Origin of the sequence: Phocaeicola barnesiae DSM 18169 = JCM 13652 (assembly GCF_000374585.1) — a bacterium.
GTDB classification, from domain to species: domain Bacteria; phylum Bacteroidota; class Bacteroidia; order Bacteroidales; family Bacteroidaceae; genus Phocaeicola; species Phocaeicola barnesiae.
The window spans coordinates 1-24,474 of record NZ_KB894663.1 but is presented as its reverse complement, the minus strand read 5'-3'; the positions used below and the strand labels follow the sequence as shown (position 1 = coordinate 24,474).

20 protein-coding genes are annotated in these 24,474 nt (G+C 46.7%); 8 read left to right on the top strand and 12 right to left on the bottom strand.

The genetic code is table 11. The features are described 5' to 3' along the window. Positions 1 to 3: 3 nt before the first annotated feature. Positions 4 to 1,071, top strand: coding sequence for a bifunctional 3-deoxy-7-phosphoheptulonate synthase/chorismate mutase type II (locus C510_RS0114945; RefSeq protein ID WP_018712082.1), 1,068 nt, complete (start codon positions 4 to 6; stop codon positions 1,069 to 1,071). Between the two features lie 84 nt (positions 1,072 to 1,155). Further along, positions 1,156 to 1,929, top strand: coding sequence for a prephenate dehydrogenase (locus C510_RS0114940; protein WP_018712081.1), 774 nt, complete (start codon positions 1,156 to 1,158; stop codon positions 1,927 to 1,929). Positions 1,930 to 2,155: 226 nt separating this feature from the next. On the opposite strand, the gene C510_RS0114935 is transcribed toward C510_RS0114940, so the two are convergent. Next, positions 2,156 to 2,710, bottom strand: coding sequence for a porin family protein (locus C510_RS0114935; protein WP_018712080.1), 555 nt, complete (start codon positions 2,708 to 2,710; stop codon positions 2,156 to 2,158). 250 nt (positions 2,711 to 2,960) lie between these two features. Beyond that, positions 2,961 to 4,460 (bottom strand): glycoside hydrolase family 10-like protein, encoded by a 1,500-nt coding sequence (locus tag C510_RS0114930; protein ID WP_025892682.1) that lies wholly within the window; start codon positions 4,458 to 4,460, stop codon positions 2,961 to 2,963. A 237-nt stretch (positions 4,461 to 4,697) separates the two neighbouring features. Here C510_RS0114930 and uvrA point away from each other — a divergent pair, with 237 nt between their 5' ends. Continuing rightward, on the top strand, positions 4,698 to 7,472 hold the full coding sequence (gene uvrA, locus C510_RS0114925; RefSeq protein WP_018712078.1) for an excinuclease ABC subunit UvrA: 2,775 nt from the start codon (positions 4,698 to 4,700) through the stop codon (positions 7,470 to 7,472). A gap of 6 nt (positions 7,473 to 7,478) precedes the next feature. Here the strand turns inward: uvrA and C510_RS0114920 are convergent, their stop codons facing one another. Both C510_RS0114920 and C510_RS0114915 read right to left on the bottom strand, forming a co-directional pair. Beyond that, the gene (locus C510_RS0114920; protein WP_025892683.1) at positions 7,479 to 8,054 is read right to left on the bottom strand and encodes a Crp/Fnr family transcriptional regulator; all 576 of its coding nucleotides are present in this window, start codon (positions 8,052 to 8,054) and stop codon (positions 7,479 to 7,481) included. A 135-nt stretch (positions 8,055 to 8,189) separates the two neighbouring features. Next, positions 8,190 to 9,191 (bottom strand): TlpA disulfide reductase family protein, encoded by a 1,002-nt coding sequence (locus tag C510_RS0114915; RefSeq protein WP_018712076.1) that lies wholly within the window; start codon positions 9,189 to 9,191, stop codon positions 8,190 to 8,192. A gap of 153 nt (positions 9,192 to 9,344) precedes the next feature. Here C510_RS0114915 and C510_RS0114910 point away from each other — a divergent pair, with 153 nt between their 5' ends. After that, complete coding sequence (locus C510_RS0114910; RefSeq protein ID WP_025892685.1) at positions 9,345 to 10,772, top strand: RapZ C-terminal domain-containing protein; 1,428 nt, start codon at positions 9,345 to 9,347, stop codon at positions 10,770 to 10,772. Beyond that, on the top strand, positions 10,769 to 11,503 hold the full coding sequence (locus C510_RS0114905) for a nucleotidyltransferase family protein (RefSeq protein WP_018712074.1): 735 nt from the start codon (positions 10,769 to 10,771) through the stop codon (positions 11,501 to 11,503). The genes C510_RS0114910 and C510_RS0114905 overlap by 4 nt, the downstream gene beginning before the upstream one ends. A 72-nt stretch (positions 11,504 to 11,575) precedes the next feature. Here C510_RS0114905 and C510_RS0114900 read toward each other — a convergent pair whose 3' ends face one another. Continuing rightward, positions 11,576 to 12,223 carry a CatA-like O-acetyltransferase gene (locus C510_RS0114900; RefSeq protein ID WP_018712073.1) on the bottom strand — a complete coding sequence of 216 codons (648 nt, stop codon included), beginning with the start codon at positions 12,221 to 12,223 and terminating at the stop codon, positions 11,576 to 11,578. Positions 12,224 to 12,535: 312 nt separating this feature from the next. Between C510_RS0114900 and C510_RS0114890 the strand changes: the two genes are divergently transcribed. Beyond that, a complete protein-coding gene (locus C510_RS0114890; protein WP_018712071.1) occupies positions 12,536 to 14,110 on the top strand; it encodes an ATP-binding protein in 1,575 nt (524 codons plus the stop codon). Positions 14,111 to 14,285: 175 nt separating this feature from the next. Here the strand turns inward: C510_RS0114890 and C510_RS0114880 are convergent, their stop codons facing one another. The 7 genes from C510_RS0114880 to C510_RS0114850 all read right to left on the bottom strand — a co-directional run bounded on the left by C510_RS0114880 (position 14,286) and on the right by C510_RS0114850 (position 22,386). Next, positions 14,286 to 16,187 (bottom strand): M56 family metallopeptidase, encoded by a 1,902-nt coding sequence (locus C510_RS0114880; protein WP_018712069.1) that lies wholly within the window; start codon positions 16,185 to 16,187, stop codon positions 14,286 to 14,288. 12 nt (positions 16,188 to 16,199) lie between these two features. Continuing rightward, positions 16,200 to 16,574 carry a BlaI/MecI/CopY family transcriptional regulator gene (locus C510_RS0114875; RefSeq protein WP_018712068.1) on the bottom strand — a complete coding sequence of 125 codons (375 nt, stop codon included), beginning with the start codon at positions 16,572 to 16,574 and terminating at the stop codon, positions 16,200 to 16,202. Between the two features lie 316 nt (positions 16,575 to 16,890). Beyond that, positions 16,891 to 19,638 carry a methionine synthase gene (metH, locus tag C510_RS16700; protein WP_018712067.1) on the bottom strand — a complete coding sequence of 916 codons (2,748 nt, stop codon included), beginning with the start codon at positions 19,636 to 19,638 and terminating at the stop codon, positions 16,891 to 16,893. A 111-nt stretch (positions 19,639 to 19,749) separates the two neighbouring features. Then, a complete protein-coding gene (gene smpB, locus C510_RS0114865) occupies positions 19,750 to 20,214 on the bottom strand; it encodes an SsrA-binding protein SmpB (RefSeq protein ID WP_018712066.1) in 465 nt (154 codons plus the stop codon). Then, positions 20,214 to 20,783, bottom strand: a complete 570-nt coding sequence (locus tag C510_RS0114860) for a Yip1 family protein (protein ID WP_022339534.1) — start codon at positions 20,781 to 20,783, stop codon at positions 20,214 to 20,216. The genes smpB and C510_RS0114860 overlap by 1 nt, the downstream gene beginning before the upstream one ends. Positions 20,784 to 20,969: 186 nt before the next feature. Beyond that, positions 20,970 to 21,755: a hypothetical protein gene (locus tag C510_RS0114855; RefSeq protein WP_018712064.1), complete on the bottom strand. Its 786-nt coding sequence runs from the start codon at positions 21,753 to 21,755 to the stop codon at positions 20,970 to 20,972. Between the two features lie 118 nt (positions 21,756 to 21,873). Next, a complete protein-coding gene (locus C510_RS0114850; RefSeq protein WP_018712063.1) occupies positions 21,874 to 22,386 on the bottom strand; it encodes a DMP19 family protein in 513 nt (170 codons plus the stop codon). A gap of 280 nt (positions 22,387 to 22,666) precedes the next feature. Between C510_RS0114850 and C510_RS0114840 the strand changes: the two genes are divergently transcribed. Both C510_RS0114840 and C510_RS0114835 read left to right on the top strand, forming a co-directional pair. Further along, positions 22,667 to 23,368, top strand: a complete 702-nt coding sequence (locus tag C510_RS0114840; protein ID WP_018712061.1) for an iron-sulfur cluster assembly scaffold protein — start codon at positions 22,667 to 22,669, stop codon at positions 23,366 to 23,368. Positions 23,369 to 23,387: 19 nt separating this feature from the next. After that, positions 23,388 to 24,398, top strand: a complete 1,011-nt coding sequence (locus C510_RS0114835; protein WP_018712060.1) for a GGGtGRT protein — start codon at positions 23,388 to 23,390, stop codon at positions 24,396 to 24,398. Positions 24,399 to 24,474: the final 76 nt, after the last annotated feature.

The following is a 24,474-nucleotide window of genomic DNA, read 5'->3' as shown; positions in this document are numbered from 1 at the left end:
ATTATGGAACTCGATTTACAACCTATCGTATTGGATGGCGTACCTAGCGAACGTCCGTTGGTAATCGCCGGTCCTTGCAGCGCCGAAACAGAAGAACAAGTCATGAGCACTGCCCGCCAGTTGGCAAACAAAGGAATAAAGATTTTCCGCGCAGGCATCTGGAAACCCCGTACCAAACCGGGAGGTTTTGAAGGTATCGGTGTAGACGGACTGGCCTGGTTGAAAGAAGTGAAAAAGGAAACAGGCATGTATGTCACCACCGAAGTGGCCACTGCCAAACACGTATACGAATGTCTGAAAGCCGGTATCGACCTGCTGTGGATTGGTGCACGTACCACCGCCAACCCGTTTGCGGTACAGGAAATTGCCGATGCCCTGAAAGGAGTGGATATACCGGTGCTTGTCAAGAACCCGGTCAACCCTGACCTGGAACTGTGGATCGGCGCCTTGGAACGCATCAACAATGCCGGACTGAAACGCATTGGAGCCATCCACCGCGGTTTCTCATCTTACGACAAGAAAATCTACCGCAACCTTCCGCAGTGGCACATTCCTATCGAACTGCGCCGCCGCATCCCGAACCTGCCGATCCTGTGCGACCCAAGCCACATCGGCGGTAAACGTGAACTGGTAGCCCCGCTGTGCCAACAGGCCATGGACTTAGGTTTCGACGGACTGATTGTTGAATCACACTGCACTCCCGACGCTGCCTGGAGCGACGCTTCCCAACAGGTTACTCCGGACGTACTCGACTACATCCTGAACCTGCTGGTCATCCGTGGTGAACACCAGACCACTGAAAACCTGAACGAACTCCGCCGCCAGATTGACGAATGCGACAACGACCTGATGGAAGTACTGGCCAAGCGTATGCGTATCTGCCGAGAAATCGGTACATTCAAGAAGGAGCATAACATGACCATCCTCCAGACCGGACGTTACAACGAAATCCTTGACAAACGAGGCGCACAAGGTTCTCTGTGCGGCATGGATGCCGAATTCATCAAACAAGTATTCGAAGCCATCCACGAAGAAAGTGTCCGTCAGCAGATGGAAATCATCAACAAATAACAGAAAAAGACAGGAAAGACAGCAGCGAAGGAGAGTATTCGCCCTCCTTCGCTCCTCTCCCTGCCAACCAAGCCATAAGAATCTATGAGAATATTGATCTTAGGAGCCGGAAAAATGGGCTCTTTCTTTTCAGATGTATTGAGTTTCGAACACACCGTAGCCGTATACGACATTAATCCCCAGCATCTACGGTTCATGTACAACTGCTACCGCTTCACCTCGATCGACGAGATTTCCGAATTCAAGCCGGAACTGGTCATCAATGCCGCTACCGTGAAATACACACTGGAGGCTTTCCGTCAGGTACTTCCGGTACTCCCGACCGATTGTATCATCAGCGACATCGCTTCGGTAAAGACCGGACTGAAAACATTCTATGAGAATTCCGGTTTCCGCTACGTATCCACTCACCCGATGTTCGGTCCGACCTTCGCCAGCCTGGACAAGCTGAGTACGGAAAACGCCATCATCATCAAGGAAGGTGATCACCTGGGAAAGATTTTCTTCAAGGACCTGTACCAACGGCTGGGCCTGAACATTTTCGAATACACCTTCGAGGAACACGATGAAACAGTGGCTTACTCCCTGTCCATCCCGTTCGTTTCTACATTTGTCTTTGCGGCTGTCATGAAACACCAGGATGCTCCGGGTACAACCTTCAAACGCCACATGGCTATCGCCAAAGGAGTATTGAACGAAGACGATTACCTGCTGCAGGAAATACTCTTCAACCCGCATACACCGGCACAGGTAGAAGGCATCCGTACCGAACTGAATGAACTGCTGGACATCATCAGCAAAAAAGATGCACAAGGAATGCACAATTATCTCGCTAAAATCCGGGAAAAAATTAAATAATCCACCCATATACATGCAAAAGAGGGTGTGTCAAAACTCATTTTTTGAAAATGTGAACTTATAATTTGAAATTTGAGATCCTAAAAAACTAAAGAAAGGGCCGTATCATTACTCTATACAGAGTTTGATACGACCCTTTTAAATATTATAGTTACAATCTGTAATTTTGGGGAGTAGTCATTTTAGTTTTGACACACCCTCTCTCCATTTTCCCATGATATGTTTCCTAGAAACGGTAACCCACCGTCAAGAAGAAACCTAAATTTTTGACATCTGAATCTTCGAACGGAGAAATAAAGCCATACTGTCCGCTCAGATTCAACAGAATATGGTCAGCAAATTCAGCGCCTATACCATATTGAAGTCCCAAATCGAAACGTTTGGCACCGTCATCTCCGAAATAATCAGATTTGAAATCCTCTATTTTAGCTTTACCACCTAATCCGATACCGATATAAGGACCAGCATTGACTACAAAGTTCACATCGTCGGCAATAGGCATCTTGTATGCAGCCAAAATAGGAATATCCAAATAACAAGGGGTATACTTCACGTCCCCCTCTTTAGCTCCCTTACCGGTGAACATCAATCCAGACTGTACAGAGAAAGAGGTAGCTACCGGAAGGTCAATTCCAACACCAAGGGTATAGCCTACCTTTGCACCCATTTCAGATTTTGTCAGATTGGTAATAGACATACCGGCTCTTACGTCTATCCGGGCCTGTGAGAAGCCTATCATGGCTACCATGGCCAATACCAGTGTACATAAAATCTTTTTCATAGTAATAAGCTGTTTAATCCCTGCCCATTCCTTCACTGGACAATTCGGTTGTCAAAGAAGCGTAGAAGGAGTCCTTTCTGTTACGAAAGATACGCTCCGTACTCACTTTGAAAACGAATATAGCACTTTAACTTCTAAATCGCAACATTCTTATCGAATAAAAATCCGATTTAACACTATATTTGTCGAATCATCTACGATTTCTCGTTTTCCAACGGATTTCTCCCTCTACACAATCCAAAGAACGACTTTACAGCTTAATCTTTTTCTTCACTGTTTTCGATTCATTATGCAAACGGTCCAGAGCCGTTACCACATACTGGTATTTGGTCTTTCCATCTTCGTATGGCAACTTATAGAAAGTATCCCGGGTAATTTTGACAATGTGTGAAGGGTCACTGATATTGATCTTTTCACCGTTCTTGAAACGATAGACCACATACTGTACCGCCTCATCCATTTCTGTCTTTGCCTTCGGAGGTGTCCAGAACAGGAGGTAACCGTCTGCAGTCCATACCGGTTTCAACTTACGTACCTTTCCCGGTGCCTTATCATCCATAAAAGGAAATACAGGAACCAAAGCCGGATACCGATGATATTCCTGAACCAACAGGTCCCGATATTTTCCCGGATTATTGACTACCGCAGCAGCGTACCACTGACAACTTCCCTGAACGGTTGGCAACGAACGTTGCAACTGGTACTTTGCCGGCATCTGATGCTGATTAGGATTCTTCACGTCCGCTTTCTGGACTGTACGCATCACATCCTGTCCGATAAACAGGGGACGTGCTGCAGAATTTTTCGCCCACCAGCGTATCAGCGTATCATAATCGGCAGCCGGATGACCGATTTCCCAATAAATCTGCGGAATGTTGTAATCCACCCAACCGTTGTTCACCCACAACAACACATCGGCATACAGGTCATCGTAATTCTGTAATCCCTTGGTATCGCTTCCATTCGGGTCACTCTTCTTGTTCCGATAAATACCGAACGGAGACACACCGAACTTCACCCACGGCTTGCAGGCACGCACTGTTTCGTGAATTTCCTTGATCAACACATTCACATTGTCACGGCGCCAGTCGTCCCGATTACGGAATCCACGTCCATATGCCGCGAAACTTATATCATCTGGGAACTTTTCCCCCGGATTCGGATACGGATAGAAATAGTCGTCCATGTGAATGGCATCCACATCGTAACGGGTTACGATATCGCGTACAATCTTACAGATATATTTCCGTGACTCCGGATATCCCGGGTCAAAATAAAGCTGACCGTTATAGCTGACAATCAGATTCGGATAACGGTTGACAGGATGTGATGGCGACAAGGCACCAGTACCTTTTGTCTTGGCCCGGTAAGGATTAATCCAAGCATGCAATTCCATCCCCCGTTTGTGACACTCTTCAATCATAAACTGAAGCGGATCCCACATCGGTGAAGGTGCCTTTCCCTGTATACCTGTCAGGAAACGGCTCCAAGGTTCATACGAAGAACGGTAGAGGGCATCTCCTTCGGCACGCACCTGAAAAATAATGGCATTGATACCTGCCTTCTGCAGGTTATCCAATTGTTGAATCAAGGTCTGCTGCACCTGAGCTGTCGGCATTCCCTGGAACTGTCCGTTCACACATTGTATCCATGCTCCACGGAACTCACGCTTGGGATAACGTATCTGGGCAAAGATGGCACTGCTTCCTAGCCAAGCGAACAATAAGAGCAAGAAAAATTTTAATTTCATCATTCTGTATTGAATAGTTTTTGATAAGTTTTTTAACGGAGGGCAAAGATAACTAAAAATAAGACCGTAAACTCAGCTTTGGGCACAATAAAACAAAGATTTTAAAAATAACCTTTCACAACCTTTGCCTAAGCCAGGATGCGGCTCGGAATAGTCAATCTGAAAAACTTTGTTTTTCGCTTGCCTCTCCACTCGCCTTTCACTACCTTTGCATACTCACATAATATCGGAAGAAGCATGTCTGAAAGTAAATATATATCCATCAAGGGAGCCAGAGTCAATAACCTGAAGAATATCGATGTAGACATACCACGCAACAAACTGGTTGTTATCACCGGACTGTCCGGATCCGGCAAATCTTCTCTTGCCTTTGATACCCTGTATGCCGAAGGACAACGCCGCTACGTAGAAAGTCTGTCGGCTTACGCCCGTCAGTTTTTGGGCAGAATGAGTAAACCCGAATGCGATTTCATCAAAGGAATTCCACCGGCAATTGCCATCGAGCAGAAAGTCATCAGCCGTAACCCACGCTCTACAGTAGGAACTTCTACAGAAATCTATGAATACTTGCGTCTGCTTTTTGCCCGTGTGGGAAAGACTTATTCGCCGGTTAGCGGACAACTGGTCAAGAAAGACAGCCCGGAAGATATTGTCAACTGCATGCTTTCTTACCCGAAAGGTACCCGATATACAGTACTGACCCCCATTTTACCCCGTGAAGGACGTACAACCGCCGAACAGATAGAAATGGACATGAAACAAGGGTTTAATCGGCTGGAGGTGAATGGAGAAATAATCCGTATTGAGGAATACACCTACAATGCCCAAGATACCATTTATCTGCTGGTAGACCGTATGAGCTGTGACAATACCAAAGATGCCATGAGCCGCCTGACTGATTCGGCAGAAACAGCCATGTTCGAAGGCGACGGTGTCTGCCTGCTCCGCTTCTACCTGCCAGAAGGAACCACCCGCTTGCATTCTTTCAGTACCAAATTCGAGGCGGATGGTATTCACTTCGAAGAGCCTACGGACCAGATGTTCTCGTTCAACTCTCCGGTAGGGGCTTGCCCTACTTGCGAAGGATTCGGAAAGATTATCGGTATAGACGAGCATCTGGTAATTCCGAACCGGGCCCTGAGCGTATATGATGGTGCCGTACTGTGCTGGCGGGGAGAAAAGATGGGCGAATGGCTCACCGAATTCCTTCGGGAAGCTCCTGCCCATGACTTTCCGATATTTACTCCTTATTACGAACTGACACAGGCACAGAAAGATTATCTATGGCACGGTCCCCGCGAAAAGGTATGTATCGACTCCTTCTTCAAGATGTTGGAGGAAAATCAATACAAGATACAATACCGTGTCATGCTGGCCCGTTACCGGGGAAAGACCGTCTGTCCGACCTGCCACGGAAGCCGACTGAAGAAGGAAGCCGATTACGTAAAAGTAGGCGGATGCAACATCTCCGAACTGGTGGAGATGCCCATCTATCAGCTGCAGGAATTCTTCCGGAACCTGCAACTGGACGAGCATGACACTACCATTGCCCAACGCCTGTTGAACGAAATCAATAACCGATTGAACTTCCTGCAAGATGTAGGACTGGGCTATCTTACCCTGAACCGCCTCAGCAATACCCTTTCCGGCGGTGAAAGTCAACGCATCAACCTGGCTACATCGTTGGGAAGCAGCCTGGTAGGTTCTCTGTATATCCTCGATGAACCGAGCATCGGTCTGCATAGCCGAGATACCCATCGGCTGATTAAGGTATTGCGTCAACTCCAGCAGTTGGGCAATACGGTAGTCGTAGTGGAACACGATGAAGAAATCATCCGTGCCGCCGACTACATCATCGACATCGGTCCGAAAGCCGGACGTCTGGGAGGCGAAATCGTCTACCAGGGCGATTTGAAGGACTTGAAAAAGGGCAGTAACAGCTACACCGTTAAATACCTGTTGGGCGAAGAAACCATCAGTCTGCCTGTCAGCCACCGCCCGTGGAACAACTACATCGGCATCAAAGGCGCTCGGGAAAACAACCTGAAAGGAATCGATGTACGCTTCCCGCTCAACGTAATGACCGTCGTTACCGGTGTAAGCGGTTCGGGCAAGAGTACCCTTGTACGCGATGTCTTCTACAAGGCATTGAAACGGGAATACAGCGAAGCCAGCGACCGTCCCGGCGAATTCATTTCACTGGAAGGCGATTTGAAGGCCGTCAAGGACATCGAATTTGTCGACCAGAATCCGATAGGCAAATCATCCCGAAGCAATCCGGTAACGTATGTCAAGGCTTACGATGAAATCCGAAAACTGTTTGCCGACCAACCGTTGGCCAAACAGATGGGCTACACAGCCGGTTATTTCTCCTTCAATACCGAAGGCGGACGCTGCGAAGAATGTAAGGGAGAAGGAACGGTTACGGTAGAGATGCAGTTCATGGCCGACCTGGTGCTGGAATGCGAATCCTGCCACGGAAAACGCTTCAAGACCGATACGTTGGAAGTAAAATTCGAAGGAAAGAACATCTATGACATTCTGGAGATGACCGTCAACCAGGCCATCGAATTCTTTACGGAACACGGACAGAAGAAGATTGTGAAGAAACTGTTACCGTTGCAGGATGTCGGCTTGGGATACATCAAATTGGGACAATCCTCTTCCACCCTGTCCGGCGGTGAGAACCAGCGTGTAAAACTGGCCTATTTCCTGAGCATCGAGAAGTCGCAACCCACCATCTTTGTCTTCGACGAACCTACTACCGGTTTACATTTCCACGATATCAAGAAATTGTTGGAAGCTTTCGATGCCCTTATCAGCCGCGGACATACCATTGTCATCATCGAACACAATCTGGATGTCATCAAATGTGCAGACTATGTTATCGATTTAGGACCGGAAGGAGGAGATAAAGGAGGTAATCTGGTCATAGCCGGTACACCGGAAGAAGTAGCACAATGTGCCGCCTCGTACACCGGCCAGTACCTGAAAGAGAAAATGGGAGAATAGCATCCGTCAACTGTTGTTGTCGGAAGCGGCACGAATACGACTCAAGGTAGAAAGCGTTATTCCCAGGTACGAAGCAATAAATCCGAGATTGGTCCGTTGACAAACATAAGGGAACTGTTTCTGGAATTCTTCGTACCGCTCCTTGGCCGGAAGAGTCAACCTTTCCTTGTGGCTACGGTGCAGACGCCGGTATTCGTTCTGGTGGATGATCCGTCCCCAATTACAGAATTCCAGATTGGTTTCAAACAAGCGGATCAAATCTGTCAACGCTATCCGGTAGGCCTCCACCTCTTCCAAGGTCTCTACAAACTCTTCACTTTTCTTCTGGTAATACAGTTCATCCATACTGAAAACAATCCCTCCTTCGCAAGAGAACGAAGTGGTAATTTCTTCTCCATCTACCAACCAAAAAGAACGTGTCATTCCTTTCTCGATAAAATAAGCATATTTACAGAACCTGTTTTCCTGAATCAACTGATACCTTTTCGGGAAATGACACAAAGTGACACACTTCATCAACTCCTCTACCGTTTCATCGGATATAGGACACAAACTCCTCATGTGTTCGATTACAGTCTTCATAATCATTCAATCCATTTTCTGATTTTTGCCATTCGGTACAAATCGTTCCGTCAATACAACAATAAACGATTATCACCCAAGTGAAAAACTTTTCGAACTTGGGTGATAAGATGTAAAGGAGAAATATATTCCCCATTATTTCAATACTTCCGCCAATTTGGCATCCAAGGCTTCACCTTCCAGACCAGACGCCAGAATCACACCCTCCGGATTAATAAGATAATTCTTCGGAATCCACTTAATGACATACAAGTCGGCTACAGGAGTATTCCAACCCTGCAGGTCTGAGACATGTGTCCATGTCAGTCCATCTTTCTCAATGGCAGCTACCCAAGGTTCCTTTTTCCGGTCAAATGAAACTCCCAACACAGTAAAGTTCTTATCCTTGTATTTCTTGTAGGCAGCTACAATATTCGGATTCTCCTTACGGCAGTCCGGACACCACGAAGCCCAGAAATCCACCAGTACATACTTTCCTCTCAACGAAGATAAACTGACCGGTTTTCCGTCCGGATCATTCAGCGTAAAGTCCGGAGCCGTAGCGCCTACACGCAGGTTAACCAACCGTCCTAACAAGTCATCAATCTGTTTCACATATACTGTTGTATCCAATGAAGCATCGAACTTATCGCGGATAGCCTTCACTCCATCATAATCCATACGGGTAGCGAAGTTACGCATAAACAGGTACGCGCTTACCGGAGAAGCCGGATGTGCGGTAACCAGACTGTCAATGTCATAACCTTCCTCACCCACCAGTTTCTCGTTCTGAGCATAAACTTCATTGACAGAGGCACCTGTCAAATCCAGTTTCTTATTCATTTCATCCATCTTAGCCTGAATCTGTTCATTGCCTAAGAAAAATACCAACGGACGACGGTTTTCTTTTACAGTAGTCAATCCGTAAGCCATCGGTTCTGTCACTGTTCCTTCGAACATAAACTTACCGTTTTCGACAGCAGCCGAATCGACATCTACAAATGCTCCGTCCTGATAACATTTCAAATAAACAGTTCCAGTAGTTACGTCCTTCACTTCTCCCTGAATGGTGTAACCGGTTTTCTTCTCTTGAGTACAAGCTACGGCTGCCAGCGCAACAGCCCCAGCCAGCATCAGATTCTTTACATGTAAAAACATAATGATTCTTCTTTTAATTCCCGAACAAAAGTAGCTAAAACAACCGATTAAACAAAGGCTTGAAAAGAAAAAGAATAACCGTAGAGACTTGTCAGCTTGCTCGTTCCAAAAAAGAATCGTACTTTTGAATCATCAAAACAAATCAACCTGACCATGCAAACAGAAACACTCATATCCTTATATGAATCGTTTACCGGAAGCCGGCCGGAACACGTAGAAGAACTGCCTGGAGCCGGTTCCAACCGGCGCTATTTCCGAATGAAAGGTCCACAGACACTGATTGGTGTCATCGGTACATCCAACGAAGAAAATCATGCTTTCCTGACCATAGACCGCCATTTCAAGGAAAAGAACCTCCCGGTACCGGAAGTCTATGCCGCAACCGAAGACGAAAGCTGCTACCTGCAGGAAGACCTGGGAGATCTCCAGCTCTTCAAGGCTATCGAAAAGGGACGGCTGACCGGGGTTTTCAGTGAAGAAGAAAAAGAACTGCTTCGCAAGACCTTGCGTATGTTGCCACGCATCCAGTTTGCCGGAGCTGACGGACTTGACTTCAGCGTTTGTTACCCTCAGCCGGAATTCAACCGACGTACTATTTTGTGGGACCTGAATTATTTCAAATACTGTTTTCTGAAAGCTACCGGTCTGGAGTTTCAGGAAGACAAGCTGGAAGATGAATTCGAACACATGGCCGAAATTCTGATGCGCAGTGCCTCGGCCACCTTCCTGTACCGCGACTTCCAGAGCCGTAACGTGATGATAAAGGATGGGGAACCTTATTTCATCGATTTCCAGGGCGGACGTAAAGGCCCGTTCTATTACGATGTGGCTTCTTTCTTGTGGCAGGCCAAAGCCAACCTGCCAGACTCTCTCCGGATGGAACTGGTATCGCATTACATCGACGCCCTGCGTGAATACAAGCCGGTAGACGAAACCTATTTCAAGAGCCAGCTTCGCCATTTTGTCCTTTTCCGTACCCTTCAGGTACTGGGAGCCTACGGATTCCGTGGCTATTTCGAGAAAAAGCCACATTTTATCCAAAGCGTTCCATTTGCAGTAGAAAACCTGCGCCAACTGCTGAAGGACGATTTCCCGGAATATCCGTATCTGTGCCAAGTACTTCATAACCTAACGGAACTGAAACAGTTTACCGACGAACGGAAGAAACGCCAGCTCACCGTCAAGGTCATGAGTTTCGCCTACAAGAAAGGAATACCGGAAGACCCAACCGGAAACGGAGGTGGTTATGTATTCGATTGCCGTGCCGTAAATAATCCCGGCAAATATGACCGATACAAGCCATATACGGGACTGGATGAAAATGTCATCCGTTTCCTGGAAGAAGACGGAGAAATCACCCGCTTCCTGGAACACGTCTATGCGCTGGTAGATGCCCATGTACAACGCTACATCGAACGGGGATTCACCAACCTTTCCGTATGCTTCGGCTGTACCGGCGGACAGCACCGTTCTGTCTATTCCGCCCAACACGTAGCGGAACACATCAGCCGGAAATTCGGTGTGAAAGTACAGCTCATCCACCGGGAACAGAATATCGAACAAATCTTTGAAGCCAGATGAAAGCCATGATTTTCGCCGCCGGACTCGGTACCCGGCTGAAACCCCTCACCGACCACCTGCCGAAAGCCCTGGTTCCCGTTGCTGGGAAGCCGATGCTGGAACACGTCATCCTGAAACTGAAAGCTGCGGGATTCACCGAAATCGTCATCAACATCCACCACTTCGGAGAACAGATAATCGGATTCCTGCAGGCCAACCAGCATTTCGGGCTGACCATCCACATCAGTGACGAACGGGAACAACTGCTCGATACAGGAGGAGGCATCCAGAAAGCATCCACTTTCTTCCAAGGGAATGAACCATTTCTGGTCCATAACGTAGATATTCTTTCGGATACTGATCTGAAAACCCTTTACGATTACCATGTCCAGAGCGGAAACGACGCCACTTTATTGGCAAGCCAAAGGAAAACATCCCGCTACCTGCTGTTTGACGACACCGATCGCCTCTGCGGATGGATCAACAAAGATACCCGACAAACCAAACCGGAAGGCTTCGTCTACGATCCCGAACGCTACCGGGCCTATGCCTTCAGCGGCATCCATGTCATCTCCCCTACACTCTTCCCTTATTTCCAGGGATGGAGCGGGAAATTCTCCATCATGGACTTCTACCTGCAGAACTGTCAGGAAGCCCGTATCGGCGGTTGCCTGACCGACACCCTCCAGCTGATAGATATCGGCAAGCCCGAAACCTTGATACAGGCAGAAGAATTTCTGAAGCGAATCTGATAAAATAGCCTTTGCTTTTCCGATGTTCCAAAGAAAAGCAAAGGCTACCTTTTTGATATCTCCGAAAAGACACTACATAGTATCTACAATCTCCTGAATATCGTTGAAAAGCTTGCAGGTATGATAACCGTCCGCCACCGCATGGCTGACAAAGACTGCAACCGGAATCAGGACTTTACCGTCGTTCTCAACGTATTTCCCGAACTTGATGAGAGGAAACAGTAAGGAACTTTCCGTATAGGTATCTTGTGCGAAACTTGTAAAATTCAACCAAGGCAGACTGGATATCGGACAGAAATTCTTAGGCTGGTCGGGACGTGCCTTGATGACCCCCGTTATGCTTCCATACATTTTCATATCCTGAACGACGGTCTCATAAAAGGTATCAAAATCGGCATGATAGGGGCTCCACACATCCGTAAAGGTCTTGTTCTCCTCATGAAAAAGCGTATAGCTGGGAACTACCTCGCCCCAATACCCCAGCTCTCCCTGTTCATTGAAACTCATCCGGAATTCCTTATTCTGATTCACCGCTTTCATGATGGCATACAGCATCATCGGAAAGAACTTCAGATTCCGTTCCTTCTTTCTTTTCATCAGACGGGTGATATCGATATTTACCGTCAGGTTATACTTACACTTGATCTGATGATAATAGTAATCGAAGTAAATGGCCCTTTCCCAAGTCGTTTTATCTATCACATGAAACACAGCATCCATAATCGGCAGTTTTAGCGTTCAACATGCAAGTACGATACCTTGCCTGAATACAAAAATACACAAAACACTGCTTATTACCTAGCCTCCGGTATTGAATTATCACCGGAAAATATAAAACCGAATCAAACAAATTCAAAACAGGAAAAGATAAACAGGTTGAAAATCCGGAAATGCATTTTCAATTCTTCGAATAATGAATACACAAGATTTTGGTATGTATCTTCCGACATATTTCTTAACTTTGCAGATACAGGGATTTATTTCACAGGAAAAGTCCCTATACTGATTATGAATCATCCAATTTGAAGCGCCATGAAATACCCCATCGGAATACAGAGTTTTGAACGCATCATCGAAGACGGATATGTCTACGTCGACAAGACCCACTTGGTTTATGACCTTACCCATTCAGGAGGTATCTATTTCTTGAGCCGCCCACGCCGGTTCGGAAAGAGTCTGCTGGTATCTACGCTGGAAAATTACTACCTGGGACGCAAGGAACTGTTCAAAGGACTGGCCATGGAAAAGCTGGAGAAGGAATGGAATGTACATCCGGTATTCCACGTGGATTTCAATGGAGGAAATTTCAAGAACGCCGGTGAACTGGAAAAGAAAATCAACTTTATCATCTCAGAATGGGAAAAACAATATGGGTTAACCGGACATGCGGAAGAACTGGGGTTGGGAGACCGTTTCACGGAAGTGCTTTGCGCCGCCCATGAACAGACAGGCCGCAGAGCCGTAGTACTCATTGATGAATACGACAAACCGATGCTGGATGTACTCGATACAGACGGAACGCTCGAAGACCGTCACCGCAACGTACTCAAGGCTTTCTATTCTGTCTTCAAAGCCGCCGACAAGCACCTGCAGTTCGTATTGCTGACAGGAGTCACCAAATTTTCACAGGTGAGCGTATTCAGCGGGTTCAACCAGCCCAAGGACATCAGCATGGATGCCCGCTACGAAACACTTTGCGGAATTACACAAGAAGAACTGGACCGGTATTTTACAGAACAGATGGCCGAGATGGCCGCAACCAACCAATGTACGCCGGAAGAGATGCGACAGACCTTGAAACTCCAATACGACGGTTACCATTTCAGTAAAAAGATGACCGACGTATACAATCCGTTCAGCCTACTCAATGCGCTGGATAGTATGGATATAAGAAATTACTGGTTCAGTTCAGGTACACCGACCTATCTGATTCGCCTGCTTGCTCACTTCAAGGAGAACATGAACGAACTTACAGGAAAATATTATCCACCGGAAGAATTCATCGATTATAAGGCCGATGTGGAACGGCCATTGCCGATGATCTATCAGAGCGGTTACCTGACCATCAAGGACTACGACATGCGACGGAACAGGTTCCTGCTGGATTTTCCGAACAACGAGGTCAAGAACGGATTCCTGACCGCACTGGTTGCGGCATACCTGCAACCCCAAAAACAGCTCTCCAACTGGATTGACGATGTGGTGGATGCGTTGGAAGCTGGAGAAGCGGACACCTTATGCACGCTCTTTACCTCTTTTCTGGCCAGCATCCCCTACACCATGCGGCGCAAAGAGGACGAGACGGAGAAGGAACGTTATTTCCAGTATACCTTCTACCTCATCATGCGGCTAATCAGTGTCTATACGGTATATGTGGAAAAGGTGCAGAGCCAGGGACGGGTGGACTGTATCGTAGAAACGCCCCAATATATCTACATCTTCGAGTTCAAGCTGGACGGTACAGCCGATGAAGCCCTGCAACAGATTGAGGACAAAGGTTATGCACGAGAATATGCTACCGATTCACGGAAGCTGTTCCGGATAGGCGCTGTATTCTCCTCGGAAACGGGCACTATCGGAGAATGGAAAACGGTCACCAATCAATGAATGAAAAGAGTTGCCAAGACAGAAAAAGTAAAAAGAGTTCTACCGTACCTTTGCTTTCAAAGCAAACCGGTAGAACTCTTGAATAGTCAGATAATGTATAGTAAAATTAAACTTTAAACCTCATGAAGTTACATCCATTCTGAAAATAAGCTAATAGCTTCAGAAAAACAAACCCTTACTTCTTCTTGGTAGTAATCAGCAGGACACCGTTTTTACCTTTCTCCCCAAACCGGTTTATAGCAGTTTCTCCCTTGAATACGTTAATGGATTCAAACGTATCGGAAGAAAGTTTCTCCAGCGATGAAACTGAAATTTCCTCGCCATCCACCACAACTAAAGGAGTCTCTTTCCCGTCCGGAAAATGAAATGCTTTCTGATTGTTTTCTTTCGTAGCTCCAGATATTTCAATAACTTTACCCACCAAGGCAGGTTGCATATCTGTAGAGTCCTTATCCAACCGGAAGGTAATCGGCATTGTAAACTTCACATTCACAGCCTGTCCCCGTTGTGTACCCGGTTTCCATTTCGGCATCAGACCGATGACACGCAAAGCTTCAGCATCCAACAACGGGTCTACCGAACGTATAACCCGCGCATTGGCGATAGAACCGTCCTTCATCACCACAAACTGTACGATGACACGTCCTTGTATTTTCTTTTCGGCAGCTTCTTTCGGATAAGCCACATGGTCTGCCAGAAACTTCAGACAGGCACTCATACCTCCCGGAAACTCCGGCATATTTTCCACTACCATGAAAACTTCTTCCGTATTCTGAGGTTCAGAGGTAGTGTTATGCTGTGGCGCCTTCTGAGAGGCTGACTCGGAAGATTGGGAAACTACCGTCAATTGAGGCCCAGAATCGGCATCCGAAGTCAGGCGCACCTCCTTTATCTGTTTTTCCAAACATTCCTTGACAGAGAGTTCCACGGACTTCATACCGATGTAAGATACGCTGATACGTTGGTCATCGCCTACCTTCAACGTAAAATTGCCTTCCGAATCAGTAAGGGTTCCCGAGGTAGAATTGACAATGAGGACACTTGCTCCGACAATCGGACTACCGGACTGGTCGGTCACTTTCATCTTCAATGTCACATCAGCGGCAGAAGTTGCAGCGACAGAGAGATTTTCCGGCGAATTCTTGCCTGTAATTGCCGACAAATCATTAACTTTGACACTTGAAATCTCATCCAGCGGTTCAGAGATTTCGGGACGGGCAAAAGCGGCAACCGTTACAGCTGCCAGCGGAAGTACATACAGGTACTTGGCACGTGCCCACGGATTGGATTTTTTTCGAATCATCATAGTGATACGTTTTTTAAGTGAACTGTGATTAAAGCTGTTGGCAATAGAGTAGAGCCTTGCGCCAACGGCTTTTTTTATTAATAGCATCTGATATCGTTTAGCATCAATCCCCTGTCGGAGAACAGCCTCATCAGCCTCGTATTCATGTACATTCTGCAGTTCCTGCTTGAGCAGCCAGGCCGCCGGATTGAACCATTGCAGCCAGACACAGAGTTCCACCAGCAACAAATCCCATGAATGCCCGTTCCGGATATGGGCTTCCTCGTGTGTCAGAATATCGGTACCGTTCTCATCCAAATCCGTCTGTGAAATGACAATGTATTTCATCCAACTGAAAGGAGCGAATCCCGCCTGATGAACAACCAGGCAGATACCGTTCTCCATCTGCCGGCAACGGCTGTGGCGAATCAGGTAAAGCATACGCACCAACGACCAAAGATTGCGCAACAAAAAAAAGAATATTCCCAATAAATAAACCGCTACCAGCCATTCCCGCCACGGGAATGCCGCTTCTTCCTGTACCACGGTCTGCATTTCCCAAGGGTACATCAACATATCCTCTTCCACCAGCATGACAGAAGTATTGACCACCGTCGCCCGGTCTACCGTTACCCTCACCAAAGGAAGCAGACAGGAAATCAGCATGACTCCCAACAACGCTATCCGGTTGAACCGATGAAAAGTTTCCTTGCTGAGCAGCAACCGATAGAACAAGTAGAACAAAGCCAGACAAAGCGATGATTTCAAGATATAGACTAGAAAGGTTCCCATAAGCGATATGATTTACCGGTGAGTATCATTCTTTCCCTCTTCCACCTGCCGGATAAGTTCCTTCAGTTCCTCCACAGAAATATCCTCTTCCTTCACCAGCGAAGAAACAGCCCCCAGGAAAGAATTGTTGAAATACTTGCTGATGACACCACGAAGCGTCTTTCTGCTGAAATCCTCCTCCGATACCAAAGCATAATACTGATAGGTGTTACCGAAAGCCGTATGAGACAGATACCCCTTTTCTTCCAATCCACGGACAATGGTAGATAGGGTATTGAAATGCGGACGTGGTTCCGGATAAAGTTCCAACAACTGCTTGACAAACATTGGACCCTTTTCCCAAAAGAATCCCATGATTTCCTCTTCTTTAGCTGTCAATGTTTTCATAGCGTTTCCTTTTGTTTCTGCAAATAACTAGAAAATATAGTTCATAAACTAATTTTTATAGTTAATATAAGCAAACGGACAGAACATTCCTTGTAAACAGGACTCTAGAGCGTGAAAAAGATTCCCCTTGCACTCCCAGACAGTCCATATAATTCGGACGCACGAACCGGGCATCCCTACAGCAACCCCAATAATCTCATCACTCCCAATACCGGAAAAGCCTTACTTATGGATGCCTCAAAAGAAAAAAGGAACCGTACAAGCCCTTCCTCAGTCTGTACGGTTCCTCCCACAAATTATATTTCAATTCAATGAATCAACTCCACAAGTCCAGCTTATTCTTCTGAGCCTCTGCCAGCGATACCGTCTGTACCCGGCGGGTCTCGTTCTTCTCCCGGAGCTGCTGATACTCATTCTCCAGTTCTTCGGCAAACGCGCTGCGCAAATCCGGATTCATCAGACGGGCAGCTATCGGCGCATTGAGCGAAGCATCTTTCATATAGACCACCGGAGCATGATAGACCGGAGCAATCTTCAGAGCCGTATGCAGCTTGGAAGTCGTGGCTCCTCCAATCATCACCGGAATATGAATCCCTGCACGTTCCAGTTCACTTACCACATGTACCATTTCTTCGAGCGAAGGCGTAATCAGCCCACTCAGTCCGATGATGTCCACCTTTTCACGGACAGCCGTTTCGATAATCTTCTCGGCAGGCACCATCACACCCAGGTCGATGATTTCATATCCGTTGCAGGCCATCACTACCCCGACAATGTTCTTCCCGATGTCGTGCACATCCCCTTTTACTGTAGCCAACAGCACTTTCCCGGCACTGCGAGCCCCTTCCTGCTTTTCAGCTTCGATATAAGGCTGCAGAATCGCTACCGCACGTTTCATGGTACGGGCTGTCTTGACTACCTGCGGCAGGAACATCTTTCCCGAACCGAACAAATCACCCACATGATTCATACCGGCCATCAACGGCCCTTCGATGATACTTACCGCATTGGGATAATGCTCCAGCGCCTCGTGCAAATCTTCATCCAGAAAATCGCCGATACCTTTCACCAGCGCATGTTGCAGACGTTCTTCCACCGTCGTACCTTCACGCCAGGCCAGATGAGATACCGCAGCCTGTCCGGATGTACCTTCCTTTTCTGCCTTCAACCGTTCGGCCGTTTCTATCAACCGTTCGGCCGCATCCGGACGACGGTTGAGTACTACATCTTCGATACGTTCCAGGATGTCGGTCGGAATATCGGTATACAGTACGGAAGAAGCCGGATTGACAATTCCCATATCCATTCCCTGACGGATGGCATGATACAGAAAGACTGCATGCATCGCCTCGCGGATATAGTTGTTCCCACGGAAAGAGAACGACAGGTTACTGACTCCCCCGCTCACATGAGCTCCCGGCAGATTCCGGCGAATCCATCCGGCCGCTTCAATGAAATCCACCGCATAATTGTTATGCTCTTCGATACCCGTCGCTACAGCCAGTACATTCGGGTCGAAGATGATATCCTGCGGACGGAAATTCACCACCTCAGTCAGAATCCGGTACGCCCGTTCGCAAACCTCTATCTTCCGGGCAAAGGTTTCGGCCTGTCCTTTCTCATCGAAAGCCATCACAATGACCGCCGCACCGTATTGCTTAATGAGCCGGGCGTGTTCGATGAACTTTTCTTCACCTTCCTTCAAGGAGATGGAGTTGACAATACATTTACCCTGCACACACTTCAGTCCGGCGAGGATAACCTCCCATTTTGACGAGTCAATCATTAGCGGGACCCGGGCAATATCCGGCTCGGAAGCCACCAGATTCAGGAAAGTAGTCATTTCTTCGGCCGCATCCAGCAGACCGTCATCCATATTTACGTCAATAATCTGCGCTCCGTCCTCCACCTGCTGGCGGGCAATGGTCAGCGCCTCATCGTATTTCTTTTCATTAATCAGCCGCAGAAACTTGCGGGAACCTGCCACGTTACAGCGTTCACCTACGTTCACGAAGTTGATGGCAGGGCTTACCTCCAGCAGTTCCAGCCCAGACAGCCACATATATTCCGGTTTCGGTGCAGGTACATGCGGCTTCTTACCGGCTATGAGTTGCTGATAACGGGCGATGTATTCCTCCGTCGTACCACAACATCCACCGATGATATTCACCAGCCCTTCATCAATATATTCCTTCACTTCGGCAGCCATCTCATCGGGAGTCTGGTCGTATTGTCCCAAACTGTTAGGAAGTCCGGCATTGGGATAAGCACTGATATAATATGGTGCACGATGCGCCAGATGTTCCAGGAACGGTTTCAATTGTTTCGCTCCGAACGAGCAATTCAGACCGATAGAGAAAATATCGGCATGCTGTACCGAAGCCAGGAACGCATCAAGTGTCTGTCCCGATAACGTACGTCCCGCTACATCCGAGACGGTGACCGAAAGCATCAGAGGAACTTTCCGGCCCACCTTCTCCATGGAAAGTTCGGCTGCCCGGATAGCAGCTTTCGCATTCAAAGTATCGAAAATGGTTTCTATCAGGATAGCATCCACCCCACCTTCCAACAAAGCCTCCATCTGCTCCACATAGGCCGCCTCAAGCGCATCGAAGGTCAACGCCCGGAAAGCCGGGTCGTTCACATCAGGGCTCATCGAACAAGTCTTGTTGGTAGGTCCTACCGAACCGGCAACAAAACGGGGCTTCTGTGGGGTACGTGCGGAATATTCATCGGCTACCTTCCGTGCCAGACGGGCAGCAGCTAGATTTATCTCCCGGCAATAAGCCTGTGTATGATAATCGGCCATCGAAACCGAAGTGGCATTGAACGAATTGGTTTCGATGATATCAGCTCCCGCTTCCAGGTATTTGCGGTGAATCTCTTCGATAACGTCCGGACGCGTCAGGCATAGCAGGTCGTTATTCCCTTTCATCTGCCCCGGTACATCCTTGAACCGTTCGCCCCGGAAATCGGCTTCCGTCAGATTATATCGTTGAATCATCGTACCCATGGCACCATCCAGCACCAGAATACGCTCGTTTATCAGCTCTTGTATTTTCATTGCATGTATATAAGCTTACTAACTGTCTATTAACCAGTAGAGTCCCCTCTTCCGAGCGGACTCATCGTTATTTCCGGTTTTCCCGGAACTTCTTCATCGGATGGAAGGACATCAATGTTTGAACATCCGGTCCATCATCCGTTTGTCTTCCTTCTCCTTCAGCGTCTGCCGCTTGTCGAACTGTTTCTTACCTTTGGCCAAAGCAATCACCACCTTTGCCAGTCCCTTTTCATTGATATACAGACGGACAGGCACAATGGTAAATCCCGGTTCGTCCGAAGTCCGTTCCAATTTCCGCAGTTCCTTCTTGGTCAGCAACAACTTGCGGTCCCTACGGGCTGCATGATTATTGTACGACCCGTAAAAATATTCGGCGATGTGCATGTTCTTCACCCACAACTCGCCACGCGAGAAGAAACAATACGTATCCACCAGACTGGCTTTTCCCTGACGGATGGACTTGATTTCGGTACCTGTCAGTACAATCCCTGCCGTATAGGTATCGATGAACTCGTAATCGAACGAAGCACGCTTGTTCTTGATGTTGATAGCATTATTTGTAGTAGCAGGTTTCATCAGTTCAAAATAACAGATAATTCATTAAAAAGATACTCAATCACAAAAGGGCAGAACAGCAAGAATACCGTTGCCATCACTGCATAACCCGTCTGCCTTCTTTCCTCCACTCCTAACAAAGCACGGACTCCCTCGAACGCCACATACAACGTATACACCTGCAGAATCCAATGCAGAATCAGAACAGAAAACAGTCCGCTGATGATATTCAGTAAAAAGGTAACCACCATGGAATATCCGACAAACAGCTGAATCGTCTCGCGGGAAGCCCGGCATCCGAACCAACGGGAACCAACCTTGCCAATCAGGTAAGCAGCCAGAAAGAAACCTCCGAACAAGGCTACCGCCACCGCACAACATCGGGTCAGCGCCAACTGTATGACTTCCGCCGTAAAATCCTTCCCAATAAAAGTCCCGATGAATTCGGACAATCCACACAGTCCGATCATAGGGTATACAAAATCAGGCAAAACTTGTCTGCCGTCCTCGCTTGCCCTGATTTCTTTCCAGGTCTTGGCGGGAGAAGAAACAAGCCCGATAGCCTTTCTATATAAATCCTTATAATTCAATGTACCAAAATTTTAATCATATTCCGAAAGAATTGCAAATGTATAAAAAAAGTATGAGATAATGATACAAATTTCCGGATTCTGTTTCCATACGCAAGAAAGGCGAACAAAAAAGGCGGAGATACTCTTCCCCAAAGTACCTCCGCCCGAAAATTATGTCGACTTCTATTTACAACTCAATCCGCATCAATAAGCCATCGGAGTCATGAAATCGGATACAGCCATCCGGCATTTCAACGGACTCTGGTTGGTAGACGCATTCAGATTCAATGTTACGTCAATCGAATCTTTTCCTGACTGCATAAACTTACTATAGAGTTCCACAGGCATTTTCATACTGATGACAGAAGCTGCAGAAGACATTGCATAAGAGCCATCGACAGAATTATTGAAATACAGATTCATGTTCAAACTGCCTTTTGCTGCATCCACATCCTTTTCTCCATCATAATACAATCCGAAGTACAAGGGAGAAGTACCGTAATTGAATCTCGGATAGAATGTCATATAACCGTTCTTTACATAGAAAGAATTGGCATCAGCCGATGCAATCTGCTTACCCTTAACAGCGATAGAGTCATTTCCCGCTGATTGATACTGGCTACTCAAAGTATCTACAGCCATTGTATAAGTCGGAATACCATAAGAATAAGCCGCATTTACGACGATTGTATAAGTCGTGTTCGGCTGCAACTGAGTAACATTAGCCTGTTCTTCCGTCAAATCAAAAGCCATCACAGCCCGCTTCACGCCATCCAGCTTCAATTGTGAAGCACTGGCAGTTGTCGGACGAAGTTTAATGTTTTCACCGGCATCACACAAGAAGGTATACCCGGTCAAAGCATCACCGGTAATCGTCACAGCAGCCTGAAACTGCGGATAATTGGATGTACCTTCGCTATCCAAACAAGAAGTGAACCCTAACACACTCACCAATGCAGCAAAAAGAACTGCCAACTTTGTCTTCTTCATATCTATCTCTTCGTTTTTAATAATTGTTTTTCCAGTATTTTATAAAACTATTCCTAAAATGTGCTATCAAGGCAAATACTGCACATTCATCCACTATTTTTTTCGAAATAAACACTTTTTAACTTTCCACCGCTGCAAACTGTTCGATGTGTTCATCCACATACGAAGCAACCTGGGCAGTCACCTGCTCTTCCATATCCATAAACTGTTCCTCCAAATCGTCGAAGGCTTCATATTGTTCATACATAGCCATGAAAGCCTCTTCATCACGCTCTTTCTCCAGATCCTCCCGGTTCTCATCGTAGATTTTCTTGGCCTCATACACCAATTTGGAGAAATCCTTCGCACCGAAAAGACGCATCGCCTTTGCAAAAGGATTGTCGAAAATATATGGTCCGTATCCATTCTGTATCAGCTGCACGAAACCACCCTCCAGCACTTCCCGGCGGAAATAATAATATCCCAGCAACGTATGCTGATAACCATTGAAGAGCGACATCATTTCCGCAGACAATTCCTCTCCGGCCAGCTCCAGATACTTGTCGATAAACACCTGCAGGAATTCGTCCATTCCAGCTTCCGCTCCCTTACGCAAATCGGCATCCTTTACCGTAATCTTTGTTTTTTCCATATACCTAATTATTATTAGCGATGAACAGGTAATCCTTTCCGAAAGTCAGAAAGTCCGACAAAGATAACGGATTCCGGCGAGAGAGAAAAGAGATTTCATCATAAGCCGGTATAAAATAAATTGAATCCGCAAAAAAATTAAAATCAGCCGAAAAAGTTAGGCTTTGTTCGTTGGATAACTGAATAAAAACACCTAACTTTGCAAGTGGATTAAGGAAAATCTTCATTAATTCGTGGTTTACGAAATACTTATTTTTTATTACTTATAAAACGTAAAGAATATGACTTATTCACACGAAGTTGAACACATGTGTGTTGTAAAGAAAGGACCTAATCATGGTCCAGCTCCAATTCCTGAAGAAGGAAAATGGGTTAAATCAAAAGAAATCAAAGACATCTCAGGTTTGACTCACGGTATCGGTTGGTGTGCTCCTCAGCAGGGTGCTTGTAAACTGACTCTGAACGTGAAGGAAGGTATCATCCAGGAAGCATTGGTTGAAACAATCGGTTGCTCTGGTATGACTCACTCAGCTGCTATGGCATCTGAAATCCTGCCGGGTAAGACAGTTTTGGAAGCATTGAACACTGACTTGGTTTGCGACGCTATCAACACAGCAATGCGTGAATTGTTCTTGCAGATTGTATACGGACGTACTCAGTCAGCTTTCTCAGAAGGCGGTCTGATGATCGGTGCCGGTCTGGAAGACTTGGGTAAAGGTCTGCGCAGCCAGGTAGGTACTTTGTACGGTACATTGGCTAAAGGTCCTCGTTACCTGGAAATGGCTGAAGGTTACATCAAGACTATCGCTCTTGACAAAGACGATCAGATCTGCGGTTACGAATTCGTTCACCTGGGTAAGTTCATGGATGAAATCAAGAAAGGTACAGATGCTAACGAAGCACTGAAGAAAGTAACAGGTACTTACGGACGCTTCACAGCAGAACAAGGCGCAGTTAAACATATTGACCCACGTCAGGAATAATATAAGGAGGAAAAGACATATGATTAGAGAAGTGAAATTTGAAAGCCAGGACCGTCGTATCAAACAGATTCTTGCTGCTTTGAACGCTAACGGTATCAAAGACATCGAAGAAGCTAACGCTATCTGCGAACAATATGGTCTTGATCCTTATAAGACTTGTGAAGAAACTCAGCCTATCTGCTTCGAAAATGCTAAATGGGCATACGTAGTAGGTTGCGCCATCGCCCTGAAGAAAGGTTGCAAGAACGCTGCTGAAGCTGCTGAAGCTATCGGTATCGGTCTGCAGTCATTCTGTATTCCGGGTTCTGTAGCCGACGATCGTAAAGTAGGTCTCGGTCACGGTAACTTGGCTGCTATGTTGCTGCGCGAAGAAACTAAATGTTTCGCATTCTTGGCAGGTCACGAATCATTCGCTGCTGCTGAAGGTGCTATCAAAATCGCTGCTAAGGCAGACAAAGTACGTAAAGAACCTCTGCGTTGTATCTTGAACGGTCTGGGTAAAGACGCTGCTCAGATTATCTCTCGTATCAACGGATTTACTTACGTTCAGACTCAGTTCGACTACTACACTGGCGAATTGAAAGTTGTTCAGGAAATCGCTTACTCAGACGGTCCTCGTGCAAAAGTAAAATGCTACGGAGCTGACGATGTTCGCGAAGGTGTAGCTATCATGTGGAAAGAAGGCGTAGATGTATCTATCACAGGTAACTCTACTAACCCGACTCGTTTCCAGCACCCGGTTGCAGGTACTTACAAGAAGGAACGTGTTCTTGCAGGTAAACCTTACTTCTCAGTAGCTTCAGGTGGTGGTACAGGTCGTACACTTCACCCGGATAACATGGCTGCTGGTCCTGCTTCTTACGGTATGACAGATACAATGGGCCGTATGCACTCAGATGCTCAGTTTGCTGGTTCTTCATCAGTTCCTGCTCACGTAGAAATGATGGGATTCCTGGGTATCGGTAACAACCCGATGGTAGGTTGTACAGTAGCTTGTGCAGTTGACGTTGCTACTGCTTTGAATAAGTAATCTATACTTAATCAAGATAATAAATCCCTGTAACTCCATGAGTTATGGGGATTTTTATTTTGTCTGTACTTCATGG

What these genes read in the sequence shown, in the direction of transcription:
- C510_RS0114840 (WP_018712061.1), top strand. Translation starts at nt 22,667, where the DNA reads ATGACTTATTCACACGAAGTTGAACACATGTGTGTTGTAAAGAAAGGA.
- C510_RS0114920 (WP_025892683.1), bottom strand. Translation starts at nt 8,054, where the DNA reads ATGAAGACTGTAATCGAACACATGAGGAGTTTGTGTCCTATATCCGAT.
- C510_RS0114905 (WP_018712074.1), top strand. Translation starts at nt 10,769, where the DNA reads ATGAAAGCCATGATTTTCGCCGCCGGACTCGGTACCCGGCTGAAACCC.
- C510_RS0114850 (WP_018712063.1), bottom strand. Translation starts at nt 22,386, where the DNA reads ATGGAAAAAACAAAGATTACGGTAAAGGATGCCGATTTGCGTAAGGGA.
- C510_RS0114915 (WP_018712076.1), bottom strand. Translation starts at nt 9,191, where the DNA reads ATGTTTTTACATGTAAAGAATCTGATGCTGGCTGGGGCTGTTGCGCTG.
- C510_RS0114945 (WP_018712082.1), top strand. Translation starts at nt 4, where the DNA reads ATGGAACTCGATTTACAACCTATCGTATTGGATGGCGTACCTAGCGAA.
- C510_RS0114875 (WP_018712068.1), bottom strand. Translation starts at nt 16,574, where the DNA reads ATGAAAACATTGACAGCTAAAGAAGAGGAAATCATGGGATTCTTTTGG.
- C510_RS0114900 (WP_018712073.1), bottom strand. Translation starts at nt 12,223, where the DNA reads ATGGATGCTGTGTTTCATGTGATAGATAAAACGACTTGGGAAAGGGCC.
- C510_RS0114855 (WP_018712064.1), bottom strand. Translation starts at nt 21,755, where the DNA reads ATGAAGAAGACAAAGTTGGCAGTTCTTTTTGCTGCATTGGTGAGTGTG.
- C510_RS0114835 (WP_018712060.1), top strand. Translation starts at nt 23,388, where the DNA reads ATGATTAGAGAAGTGAAATTTGAAAGCCAGGACCGTCGTATCAAACAG.
- C510_RS0114935 (WP_018712080.1), bottom strand. Translation starts at nt 2,710, where the DNA reads ATGAAAAAGATTTTATGTACACTGGTATTGGCCATGGTAGCCATGATA.
- C510_RS0114880 (WP_018712069.1), bottom strand. Translation starts at nt 16,187, where the DNA reads ATGGGAACCTTTCTAGTCTATATCTTGAAATCATCGCTTTGTCTGGCT.
- C510_RS0114890 (WP_018712071.1), top strand. Translation starts at nt 12,536, where the DNA reads ATGAAATACCCCATCGGAATACAGAGTTTTGAACGCATCATCGAAGAC.
- C510_RS0114910 (WP_025892685.1), top strand. Translation starts at nt 9,345, where the DNA reads ATGCAAACAGAAACACTCATATCCTTATATGAATCGTTTACCGGAAGC.
- C510_RS0114930 (WP_025892682.1), bottom strand. Translation starts at nt 4,460, where the DNA reads ATGAAATTAAAATTTTTCTTGCTCTTATTGTTCGCTTGGCTAGGAAGC.
- uvrA (WP_018712078.1), top strand. Translation starts at nt 4,698, where the DNA reads ATGTCTGAAAGTAAATATATATCCATCAAGGGAGCCAGAGTCAATAAC.
- smpB (WP_018712066.1), bottom strand. Translation starts at nt 20,214, where the DNA reads ATGAAACCTGCTACTACAAATAATGCTATCAACATCAAGAACAAGCGT.
- metH (WP_018712067.1), bottom strand. Translation starts at nt 19,638, where the DNA reads ATGAAAATACAAGAGCTGATAAACGAGCGTATTCTGGTGCTGGATGGT.
- C510_RS0114940 (WP_018712081.1), top strand. Translation starts at nt 1,156, where the DNA reads ATGAGAATATTGATCTTAGGAGCCGGAAAAATGGGCTCTTTCTTTTCA.